This is a genomic window from Ruegeria sp. AN11, from assembly GCF_056536005.1.
Window position 1 is genome coordinate 2,328,349 of sequence record NZ_JBQFJD010000001.1, and the last position, 10,714, is coordinate 2,339,062.

General features: G+C 56.9%; 8 protein-coding genes and 1 tRNA gene. 2 read left to right on the forward strand and 7 right to left on the reverse strand.

Annotated elements, in window-relative coordinates; all coding sequences use genetic code 11:
* Positions 1 to 69: 69 nt before the first annotated feature.
* Positions 70 to 146: transfer RNA gene (locus tag ACR3EQ_RS11545), tRNA-Met, on the forward strand.
* Here ACR3EQ_RS11545 and ACR3EQ_RS11550 read toward each other — a convergent pair.
* The 4 genes from ACR3EQ_RS11550 to ACR3EQ_RS11565 all read right to left on the reverse strand — a co-directional run bounded on the left by ACR3EQ_RS11550 (position 103) and on the right by ACR3EQ_RS11565 (position 5,952).
* Positions 103 to 1,716: a recombinase family protein gene (locus ACR3EQ_RS11550; RefSeq protein WP_480491769.1), complete on the reverse strand. Its 1,614-nt coding sequence runs from the start codon at positions 1,714 to 1,716 to the stop codon at positions 103 to 105. The two genes, ACR3EQ_RS11545 and ACR3EQ_RS11550, sit on opposite strands and share 44 nt — an antisense overlap.
* A gap of 274 nt (positions 1,717 to 1,990) precedes the next feature.
* Positions 1,991 to 2,425, reverse strand: a complete 435-nt coding sequence (locus ACR3EQ_RS11555) for a hypothetical protein (RefSeq protein ID WP_170817240.1) — start codon at positions 2,423 to 2,425, stop codon at positions 1,991 to 1,993.
* Positions 2,418 to 4,571: a hypothetical protein gene (locus ACR3EQ_RS11560; protein WP_480490699.1), complete on the reverse strand. Its 2,154-nt coding sequence runs from the start codon at positions 4,569 to 4,571 to the stop codon at positions 2,418 to 2,420. Before ACR3EQ_RS11560 ends, ACR3EQ_RS11555 begins: the two co-directional genes overlap by 8 nt.
* Before the next feature lie 157 nt (positions 4,572 to 4,728).
* Positions 4,729 to 5,952 carry a MobA/MobL family protein gene (locus tag ACR3EQ_RS11565; protein ID WP_480490701.1) on the reverse strand — a complete coding sequence of 408 codons (1,224 nt, stop codon included), beginning with the start codon at positions 5,950 to 5,952 and terminating at the stop codon, positions 4,729 to 4,731.
* A gap of 218 nt (positions 5,953 to 6,170) precedes the next feature.
* Between ACR3EQ_RS11565 and ACR3EQ_RS11570 the strand changes: the two genes are divergently transcribed.
* A complete protein-coding gene (locus tag ACR3EQ_RS11570; RefSeq protein ID WP_170612081.1) occupies positions 6,171 to 6,398 on the forward strand; it encodes a hypothetical protein in 228 nt (75 codons plus the stop codon).
* Between the two features lie 103 nt (positions 6,399 to 6,501).
* On the opposite strand, the gene ACR3EQ_RS11575 is transcribed toward ACR3EQ_RS11570, so the two are convergent.
* Genes ACR3EQ_RS11575 through ACR3EQ_RS11585 form a run of 3 tightly spaced genes read right to left on the reverse strand, consistent with a single transcriptional unit; the run spans position 6,502 to position 10,587 of the window.
* Positions 6,502 to 8,283: a thiamine pyrophosphate-binding protein gene (locus ACR3EQ_RS11575; protein ID WP_170612083.1), complete on the reverse strand. Its 1,782-nt coding sequence runs from the start codon at positions 8,281 to 8,283 to the stop codon at positions 6,502 to 6,504.
* Positions 8,283 to 9,692, reverse strand: coding sequence for an aldehyde dehydrogenase family protein (locus ACR3EQ_RS11580; RefSeq protein WP_170612084.1), 1,410 nt, complete (start codon positions 9,690 to 9,692; stop codon positions 8,283 to 8,285). The genes ACR3EQ_RS11575 and ACR3EQ_RS11580 overlap by 1 nt, the downstream gene beginning before the upstream one ends.
* A complete protein-coding gene (locus ACR3EQ_RS11585; protein ID WP_170460332.1) occupies positions 9,673 to 10,587 on the reverse strand; it encodes a sugar phosphate isomerase/epimerase family protein in 915 nt (304 codons plus the stop codon). Before ACR3EQ_RS11585 ends, ACR3EQ_RS11580 begins: the two co-directional genes overlap by 20 nt.
* Between the last annotated feature and the right edge of the window lie 127 nt (positions 10,588 to 10,714).

Here is a 10,714-nt window from a genome sequence, read left to right on the forward strand (position 1 = left end):
ATTCCGCCACGGACCGCCATTTCCCTCTTGACCCTGCCGGACCCCTCCCTTAAATCGCCTGTCACTCGTGGCGGAGTAGCTCAGTTGGTTAGAGCAGCGGAATCATAATCCGCGTGTCGGGGGTTCAAGTCCCTCCTCCGCTACCACCAAACCCCCCACCTTTTTGGAACGGTTTGAAACCAAGGCGCTAAGGCGGCCCTTCACCTCGACCGGCACGCCGTCTTCCTCGGTCGGAGACACAACGATCTCCGAAATCAAGCCGCGCACCGCATCACGTGCTTTTGGATTCGAATTGCCGTCGTGCGCCTGCATAGAAGAGATCATTTCATCCAGGGCCGTGACATACTTGGAAGCTGTTGCTGGATTGAACTCGAACGACTGCTCCTTCTCGTCAAAGCTGGCCAACACATCCATGGCAACCGAAGCGCGTTCTTTGGCCTCAGTCAACTTTGCCTCTCCTTCGACTCCTTCAAGAATACCCATCTCGAAAAGTTCGATACGACGCGATAGCAGCTTGTTGGCTTCTGCTACCGTGCGTTCAAGTTTCTTCCTGTCTGGTTTGCCGGCTGCGTTGAGTTCGCGACGTTCTTCATTGTAGGCACGGATGAATTCATTGATGTAGGTTGGCATCGACAGCTCTTTTCTTAGTTCGGCCAGCAGGGCGCTTTCGATCTTGTCGAGGCGAACCTTCCCATTATTGTTGCATGAGCCACTCTCTTTAGATGCAGAGCAACGGATCCGGATAGCACTGCCGTTTCGGTCATGAATAGACATGCCACCACCGCAGCAACCGCGCCTAAGCAGGCCCGAGAATGGACGCAAGGGTTTGCGAGTCGACTTTCCGGAGCGCTTATTTTCGGACTGCTTGGCCAACCGTTTCTGAACCGCATCCCACAGTTCCTCATCGATTAAACGTAGATGCGGAACCTCTGCATACTTCCAGTCTTCGGCCGGCTTTTCGCGGCTGACTCTTTTTCCTGTTGTCGGATCGCGCACCATCTTGACGCGATCCCAGACGAGGATGCCCGCGTAGAGTGAGTTGCGGAGGATTCCATAAGCGCGCTTCTTATTGCCGTTCAGCGTGGAAGCGTTCCACTTTGGCCCACGTGGCGGCAACTCACCCTGAGCGTTGAGATCATGAGCAATATCTCGCGGGGAGGCTCCTTTAGAGTAGGCCAAAAAAATTCGGCGTATAACTTTCGCTTCGTGTGCTTCGATCTGAAGCTCACCGGGTTTCCCCGATATGGGTGAGTAGCCATAAGCCTTGCCGCCGGCACTCAAACCCTTGGCAATGTTGCCTGACATTCCGCGATGAACTTTTTCACGGAGGTCCTTAAGGAACATCGTACCATAAAGGCCGCGGAAACCGATTTGAAGCTCGGACTGAACCCCTTCACTGGCAGAGATGATATCGACGCCTGCGAAGCTAAGCTGCTTTTGCACATACTGAAGATCTCCGATATCTCGGCTAATTCGGTCGACGCATTCGACAACCAATGCATCAATTTCGCCAGCTCTCGCTGCTTCGAGAAGATTGGCAAGGCCAACTCGCCCGACCAGGGTCGCGGATGACATGGCCTTGTCTTCAAAAACTTGGACTAATCGGTATTTCTCGCGTCTCAGGTAGCTTCGGCAAAGCTCCACCTGATCTTCAATGAAGCGCTCCGATTGGAGCGTGGTCGAATAGCGGGCGTAGATCGCAGCGCGGCGTTGCATTCTCTCGAGTTCCTCGCGTCTTGTTGTGCTGCCGCCCGGGCCAATTCCCGGACGAGCTCAAGCAAACCAACATCTGGCGTCGGGTTTTGCTTTGCTGCTGGGGACTTGGTGATCTCTTCACAAATCGAAAAATCGGTTTGGATCGTTTTTTGAACTGTCATAGTGCTCGCTTTATGTTTCAACGAGCGTGAGATCGGTCTCTTTTAGAAAATTTAGAAACGCAGTTTAATCCGAACGGTTCGGAGAGCGAGAAACGCTCTCCGAAAGCTGCAGGCTAAGTCTGCGCTTCAGCGATCACTCGGCGTGTTATTCGGTCGGCCCGGCGCAGATTCTGGATGAGTTGAAGACGCCTGCGAAGCGTTACCAGAGGTTCAACCGTACGGTTCAATTCGGCTGCCCGATTTGTCAGCCGCTTGTTGATCCAGGCACCGTCAGGGCAATGCTCGTCTGCAATCACCTCGCTCACCCATCCGCCTTCTATCTCAATCAGAACAGGCTGGAGCAGAGATTCGAGGTCGTCGAGATCGCGATCACCGAACATTTCGCCCGCACGGAGGCGCGAGCCAAAACGATAGGCTATGCGCGCGCCTCTGGGTTCCAGATTGTCGATCAGCATGTCGAGTGCCTTCGACGCCGAGGGCACCATGTTCAGCGCTTCGAGGATCGCCGCTTCGATCGGCAATAACTGCTGCGCGATGCTATCATACATAGCGCACCTCCCGCGTATCCGGCCGTCCCTTGCGACGCGTTTCAACCGTGACGGCGGGTATCTTACGACCCGAGCCTCTGCATCCGAACCTGCGGGAGCGCCGGATATCGCGTTCTGCATGTAGTCGTGCGCGAACGCGATGAAGTCGATCCAGCGCTGCGTCAGCGAGTTCACCTAATACGGGCGTCCCCGCGGAGTTTCTGTCGAAGCCGCTGTTGTTGACGGAGACGGAGACGCGTCGAGCGGCATTGAAGCGTGTCGGCGCCCGCAATGATGCCTGTTCGCGCTCCTCTTCCGACCGCACATCGACGCAATAGGCCTGTTTGCGTGGACACGGGTTCGTCGTGCCGTAGGCCAGAACCGCAAAGCGCTCACCCGCCATTTCCTCGACATCAATTACCAGCGATGGGCGAACCTTGGGGTCATCCTCTCCCATCGTTTCATGGGGAAAGCGAAACGCGACGACATCGCCAACTTTCAAACGGGATTTCCAGTTCTCGGAGGGCAGCGCGATTTCAGTTTGAAGTGTCATGGGACATCCTTCATCGAAGTTGCAAAGAGCCGCGTCTTCCGCCGTGTCTGGGCTGGTTCCCACTTTCGGCTGCGCGACATCCGGACTGCGCAGTCGAAGGTGGGCGACCTGCCTTTTCCGCTGTTTCGGTTCTCGTCCGTGCGCTGTCGTATGGTCTGTTGCAGTTTTCCGATCTGTCACCAGCGTAGTCGAAGTGTTTCCAATGGCTCGGTCGACGGGTCCTTCCGACCGCTGTGCCTCTGTTGGAGGGCCACAGAATTCTCTGTGTCCAGAATGGTTCCCCTGTAGTGGACATGGACCTGTCCGATCCGGAGCAACGGGCAGTTCTGGGAGTGTTCCTGCCTTCTTGCGCGCGTAATACTGAGACCGACCCAGGCCGTAGTTCGTCCAAGGCTTGTTTCTCGACGCGCTGTTTTCCATCAGGTACTGATCTCGCGAGGCACTCCCTCGCACGGCACGTCGCGCTCGTTCCCGTTCAACTTTTCTATGGTGGCGCTCTTCCGCTGGCATCACCTGACGCATGCTCAACTGACGCGCCATATCCGCTGATACGTCGAGACGCTCCGCAACAGTCGAGCCGCGGTAACAATATCTCTCGCTCTCGCGTGCATTGTCGCAAGCTTGCAGCTTTGACTTCGCAAGAGCCTGCTTGATGATTGCGTTCGTTTCGTTCTGGCATAGCCCGGGCGTTGCTATGTCTGCCGCTTGTTGAATGTGACCTTCGATGCCTTTGGTGTCTGACTGATGGGTCAGGCAGGTGGCATAGAAGTGCAGCCAGGTGTTTCGGTGCCCCACCGGGATCACCCCACCATGGTAAATCCGGTAAGCCTCGAGATCTTTGCGTATCTGTTCAAATCGCTCAGCTTGGGTCAATCCCCGCGGCATTGTCTGACTACCCGGCTCCCGATCCTGACGCTGCTTGCGGCGCTCCGTAAGCTCGGAACGGGTGGGCCGCCCGACGGCGGCAAAAATCTGATCAGCAAGGACATCAAAATCTTGGCGTTTGTAATTCCCTCCCGATACCCGTACGACCCGTCCAGACTTCTCGTTTCGAGTGCCGGGAATGCGAAAGACGCGAGCTGGGTCGGTGCAAGAACGGTCCGAGCCAAAGTGAACAAGTAGATCCACCATTGCCCTGATTGCCGCCTGCCAGCGGGACAATGCAGCAAGTGGCATGGAATGGATCAGCCAGATTGCGGCCAGTCCTCGTCCCGTCCGCAAATAGAATGATGGCTCAGAGACACCGCGCATCAGAAGATGACCCGCGACTGCTGCCTGAACGTCTTCTTCACCCTCAGCGCGCCAGATGGGATCATTGTGAAAGTCCAAATCGACATAGAGTGCATTCAGACTGACCAAGCTTGAATTACTACGCGTGTCCTTGAACCGGTTCAGCGAGATGAACGATGTCCGATCCAGCAGCGCATGAAGACACGCTACAATTCCATCCGGAGAGCGTGTGAATTGTTGGCTTGCCTCCTCGGAATTCTTGATCAGAACGGCAGGTCTACCGACCGCACCCAGGGGATGGAGGAGTCGAACGTATTCCTCTGGCGAAACGGTGTGGATGTCATCTGAATGCGGGGCAAATTCGCGCGGATTGGTGTGCTTCATCCGTGGGAATTGGCTCCACGGTTGTAGGTATAGAAAAATCCAAGCAAAGAAAGGCAAGGCCCGGGTGACGCCCCATGCTCGTCAACCGATCAACGGCACGAATCCAAATAATGTAGATCGCATCCAGTGTTGTGCCCTGCAAAAACTGGCTTCGGTGTCATCGCGTACGCTGACGCGGCTTGCGTGTTCTTACACGCGGTATGTTGGAAACCCGATCATTCTGCTGGAGCTGAGGTAGGTGATACGCCTCAAGGTCGACATCAGAGGAGAATTCCTCATCGAGGGTATCTAATGGATCGGCTTCTATGCCTTCTGTCGCCCATCGCACCGCTTTCTGGTATGCTGTTTCAGTTCTGAGACATTCAATTTGCGGCGAAGCTTCCAGCGCTGCTTTCGCTTCGCGCTCGGATCGCGCCTCCAGCATTCGACGTTTCTCATTGCTGGCCGTTTTCTTGCGGGCAGCCTCTCTCTCCCGCGCGATACGATCCGCTTCGAGGTCATCTCTCTGACGCTCCAGGGCGCGCAGCTGCAACCAAGAGTGCCAGAGTGTTGAATTGAGTTCTTGGACAGCCTGGCGCCGTACTCCGGCAACTGTGTCGTCGCTTCCGCTTTCTTGCATTCTGCGGCGCGACCTGGCGGATCTGCGTGGCCCGATATGATCTTGTCTTGCCAGGCCTTGCGGTGCATCGCCTGTCTTGGCCATCTCGGCATACGAACGAAGATCAACCCGCGCGTGGGAGCCAATCTTGCGCAGGGCCGCGTTGGTCCGCTTTTCCCATTCTCCGCGGACACGCTTGATTTCTCCGGGGCCGGAGGTTCTGTCGTCAAGAACGCGCGTTTTCTCACCAAAATCGCCCGTGATCCTATCAACCTTCCGCGTCGTCATCAGGATGTGGGCGTGGAAATTCAGGTTGGTCTTCGATGGATTGAAGAGCCTCTGCTCGTAGTCTTCTCGCGTCAGTTCGAGTTTGCCCGCACTGTGCCGTTTCTCTTCCTCAGGGCACAGGAAACGCGGCGCGTGAATGTCGGCTTGAACGGCAACGCCGTATTCATCGCGAAGCCAGAGGCAAAAGCCGCGGACAAGCCCAACCTGCTCGAGAAGCGGTAGCTCGCGTGGCAAGGATGGGCGCAGTTCGCGGATGACTCTTGCATTCCTTCGGCGCTCAGAACGCTCGGCTGCGTTCCAGAGCTCCTCGGCGTTTCCTGTCCAGTTGATCAATTCATGCGACAGGAGGCCACCCTTTCTGCCCGGCGAAAACCGTCGTCCAACCCGCGCATCCCGGAAGGTGGTGCGCGCGGTGTAAGCGGCGGATTTGACGGCGGAGCGACCGTCGGCACGAGAATGCAGGATGACTTCGAGTCTGCTGGCGGGGTGTATCATGTAAAGGACATCGGGCCCCAACCCGATCTCCGCACAAAAAAGCCCGCGGCAGGCGCGCAGACAAACTCCAAGTTTGCGTAACTGCGCGCATTGCCCAGCGGGCATGCGGACGGCCGCTCACACGGCGGCCTGGCGGAGCCACATTTTCGTGCCCGGGTGGCGAAGCCGGGATCCGGGCCGCATTTCCTGTTCGACCACCTCAATCAATGGAGAACGAAATGGCGGACCTGGATCAACAAATCGAACATGCGCGCGCGAGACTCAGGGACCTTCAGGCCAGGGCGGGCAAACAACGACGACGTAATGAAACGCGCAAGAAGATTATCTATGGCGCTGCTGTTTTGAAGCTTCTCGAGGAAATTGAGAGAGACAAAGCTGATCGGTTGCTCAAGCTTCTGCACGAACGTATCTCACGCGACTCAGATCGAGAGCTGTTAGGGCTGTAAACCCAGTTAGATCTTCTTGCGGCACCGAAGGCTCTCAGAAGGGTTGGCTGACTTGGGCCTATTGAAAGTAAAAGACTGGCGCGGCTTACCGCGCTCAGTATCGTCAGGTCGCGACGTGAGAAACATCCTTGTCCGGCGAATAAATGTCCAGGATGTTCCAATGACCGGTCGTTGGTGTCGGGTTGTTGATCATTGGCACATCCAGCACGGTTGGCTTGCCACTGGCGATTGCCGCTTCCAATGCGGGCAACAGTTCGTCGGCAGCGCTGAGTCTGTGCCCTTCCGCGCCGTAGGCTCGCGCTATGTCGGCATAGCCCGGTCCGTTTGCGGGTGCGGCGGCTGATCCGGGGAACGTGGTTCCATAGGTCAATCCGTAATGCGCCTTTTGAAGGCCCGCGATAGTGCCGAAGGCGTTGTTGTTCATAACCAGCCAGATGATGCCCAGATCAAGCTCGACCGCGGTTGCCAGCATCGACGGATTCTGACCGAACCCCCCATCGCCAACAAGACTTATCACCACACGGTCAGGGGTTGCCAGTTTTGCGCCGATCGCTCCCGGAGGGCCAAAGCCCATCGTCGCGAACCCGCCCGGAGTCAGGATCGAACCGGGTGTCAGGATATCGAACTGTTGCCCAACACCGTTCTTATTCCAGCCAACGTCCGTGGTGATGATGGCATCCTCAGGCAGTGCCTTGCGGGTATCCGCCAGAATACGCTCGGGCATCATCGGAAAGGCCGATGAGGTCGCCATTTCCTCGTTGCGCGCTTTGAAGTCCGTCCGGAAGCCAGCTATCTTCTGCTCCAGCGCGGGGCGCTTGAAGCCGTCCGGATACATCTCGCGGGCGACCCGGTTGAGGACGCGCAATGCGGCCTTGGCGTCAGCAACGGCTCCGATCTCAGTGGGATAGTTCCGACCGATCTCCTGCGGCTCAATGTCGATATGAATGACCTTCGATCCGGGAATGTTGAACGTGTAGCCAGGGTACCAACTTGAACAATCAGCCTCTTTGAACCGAGTGCCCACGGCAAAGATGTAGTCCGCATTCAAGCAGGACTGGTTGACCAACTCGGTGCCCCAAAACCCGGTCATTCCCAGCACAAGCGGGTGGTCGTCTCGCAACGCGCCTTTACCCATCAGGGAATGCGCGACTGGAAGGCCCATATGTTCAACAAATTCTCGCAACTCCTCGCTGGCCTGTGCCAGAAGAATACCGCCTCCGACATAAGCGACTGGGCTTTCGGCTTTAGCCAACGCTTCGACAATCTCGCCCGCTGTCTCGTCGTCAATTGACGGTTTCTTGAGAGCGCGCGTGTTGTCGCGAATACGGTCGAAACTGCCCGAGGGGATCACCTCTGAAAAGATGTCCATGGGAACATTGACCAGTACCGGCCCGGGCTGGCCGCTTTCAGCCAGATGGAACGCCTTTTCAAGAATCTCGGCCATTAAATCTGCACGGTCGACCCGCCAGGCGCGTTTTACGAAGGGTCGATAGATCTCCCACTGGGCGGCGTCGGCATGGAGGTTCACTTCCTGATGTGGATGTTTGCCGTAGTAGTGCGTAGGAATATCGCCCGCGATCACGACCATCGGGATACAGTCCAGTGCGGCGTTGGCGACCCCGGTGGCGCAATTGGTCAGACCCGGGGAGAGATGGGACAACACCACCGAGGCCTTGCCCGTCACGCGGGCATAAGCGTCCGCCGCGTGGCTGGCTATTTGTTCGTGCCGTACGGTGACGAAATCGATGGGGCTTTCCGCCAGCGCGGCCAGAACCGCTATATTCGTGTGACCGCATAGACCGAACACATGTTTGACCTCACGACGCTCAAGGAAATCGACGATGTGCTCAGCAACGGTTTTGCCTTCCAATTTAGCTCCGTCCATCACGCGACCTCCTGTCCGTAGAACTCACCGAACAAGTCCGGCTCCGAGGGGCGATCCTCGGGGATGGGACGGCTGACCCAGGTGTAGTTCATCATGTGTTTCATGGTGACGTTTTCATTGGTGATGTTGCCGCCCCAGATGCCGCAGCCCAAGCTGCTGGTCATAGGCATGCCGTTGGTCCAGGCACCTGCGTTGGCCTTCGATTGTGGCTGTCGCACCATCATGCGGCTAACCGGGGCCAAGCGCGCTAACCGATCGATGTGATCGTCGTTGTGGCTGTAGATGCCGCAGGAGTGACCTTTGCCCCCGGTGTTGTAGATCTGGCTGACCGTTTCCAGCGCGTCATCGAACGTGTCGAAGTGATAAAGCGCCATCAGAGTGGTCAGTTTTTCCTTGGAGAACTTGTGCTGCGGGCCGATTTGCCCCTGATTTTCAACCATCAGAAACTTGCGATCTTCGGGGATGCTAAAACCGGCGACCTTGGCCGTTTGCTGCGGCGGACAAGCGATGGTCGGAAACGTACGGTTGCCCTTTTCGTCCCACATGGCCGCTTCGAGCAAGGCCTTCTCTTCATCCGAACACAGGTAGCCGCCCTCGGCTTGAAGTGCCTTGACCATATCATCGTAAACTGAGCGCTGGATGATGATGTTGCCATCGGCTGAGCAACCGGACCCAAAATCAGAGGTCTTTGAAATACGCGTATTCTGCGCGGCGATGTCCAGATCGGCGGTTTCATCGATGACGATGGACGAATTGCCCGCGCCGACGCCATAGGCCGGGCGCCCAGAACTGTACGCCGCTTTGACCATGGGTTTGCCACCCGTCGCCAAAGTCAGGTCGCAGATCTCCATCAGATGTTGCGTCAATGGGATCGACGGTTTGCGAATGGATTGGAACAAGTCCTCGGGGGCACCGGCAGCACGACAAGCTGCTCGCATAACCTCGACCATTTCGAAGGTGGTATGGGCGGTTCGCGGGTGCGGGCTGAAGATGACCGCATTCCGGGCGTTTGCGGCGGACACGCCGGTCACCGGTGGCGTCATCGCCGGGTTGGTCATCGGGATCAGGGAGGCGATCACACCGGCAGGTTTGGCATATTTCACGAGCCCCTTTTCTTCGTCGACTTCGACGATCCCCGTCGAGGGCGTACGCAAGACGTCTCGCAGCACCATGTGAATCTTGAAACGCTTCGCAGGGCGCCCTGCGCGATCTCCGATGCCGCTCTCGTCCACGCCTTGTTGAGCCAAACGCGTGAAGGTTTTCTCATTACCCGCATACCACGCAATGGCCTGAGAAAGGCGGTCCAACCTGTCCTGATCCCAATCCTCGATCTCGGCCATGGCAGCGCGAGCGCGTGCCAGCATATCGGCGGCCATGTTGCGGTCGTTTTCAGTGAGCTCTTTGCCCATGATGATCCTCTTGGTGTTTTAGAATTGCAGCATCGGGCACACGACGCTGTGACCGCGCCTCGCCAAATGTTCGCTTGGCGTGGCTGAGACAGCGACGCGCGTGTTCTTCATATCCCAACTCGGCAACGCGGCTTTGGTTGGGCAGTTCGATGGAATAGTCGACGGGCGGCATCCGTTCGATGATGCCGGTGAAGTCAATCCAGCCTTCGCCGGGATAGAGCCGCGCATCGCGCGCCAGCTGGATCATGCCCTCGCGCGTATCGGCGATGCCGGGCAGGCAATCAGAGATATGCAGGAAGTGAAACAGGTCCGAGGGGACGTGTAGCAACTCTCCCAGATCAACGCGACTGAGGTGCAGATAAAGCGTATCGACCAGAATACCGCCATTCGGTTGATCAGAGGCGCGGACAATATCCAGGGCCTCATCCAGAGTGCGCAAGCGAGAGAAGCTTGGGAACTCCAGGTCCACTGTTAGCCCGTAGGGCGCCGCCAGTTCGCAGGTTTCAGAATAGACGTCGATCAGGAAGTCACGATCATCGCGGGTATTGGTCCACGCGCTCATGATCATGCGTTTAGCGCCCAATTCCCCACCGATCTCAAGAGAAGGTTCAAAACTGCGCGGATCGACGTCTTCCGTGATGCGCGCAAGTTCGACATCGAGGACTTTCAAGCCAGTGGTAGAGAGAGCAGTTTTGGTGGCCTGCACCTGTGCCCTGTCGATTGGGGATTGAGTGAATTCACCGGGCACATGCATCGGAATGAATCGGGGGCTGACGGCATCGTAACCGGCCCGCGCGGCGATATAGACCAACTCGGGCGGCGTACAGCCAATCAGCGTCAAATGCGCCAAGGAATAGAGAGAGGGGCTTGCGCCAGCCTCTTCAGGTTTCACCATGAATGACAGCTCCACGTGTCTGCGAATCTAAAATTCATCACACGTAGTAAAAAATATCTGATATTTTTAAAAATATCAACTTCTAATAGTTAGCCGGAAATGAAAGCGCCCAGGCAACGGCCTGGGT

Coding starts and splice junctions, on each gene's coding strand:
- ACR3EQ_RS11550 (WP_480491769.1), bottom strand. CDS start 1,716: ATGCAACGCCGCGCTGCGATCTACGCCCGCTATTCGACCACGCTCCAA.
- ACR3EQ_RS11555 (WP_170817240.1), bottom strand. CDS start 2,425: ATGTATGATAGCATCGCGCAGCAGTTATTGCCGATCGAAGCGGCGATC.
- ACR3EQ_RS11560 (WP_480490699.1), bottom strand. CDS start 4,571: ATGAAGCACACCAATCCGCGCGAATTTGCCCCGCATTCAGATGACATC.
- ACR3EQ_RS11565 (WP_480490701.1), bottom strand. CDS start 5,952: ATGATACACCCCGCCAGCAGACTCGAAGTCATCCTGCATTCTCGTGCC.
- ACR3EQ_RS11570 (WP_170612081.1), top strand. CDS start 6,171: ATGGCGGACCTGGATCAACAAATCGAACATGCGCGCGCGAGACTCAGG.
- ACR3EQ_RS11575 (WP_170612083.1), bottom strand. CDS start 8,283: ATGGACGGAGCTAAATTGGAAGGCAAAACCGTTGCTGAGCACATCGTC.
- ACR3EQ_RS11580 (WP_170612084.1), bottom strand. CDS start 9,692: ATGGGCAAAGAGCTCACTGAAAACGACCGCAACATGGCCGCCGATATG.
- ACR3EQ_RS11585 (WP_170460332.1), bottom strand. CDS start 10,587: ATGGTGAAACCTGAAGAGGCTGGCGCAAGCCCCTCTCTCTATTCCTTG.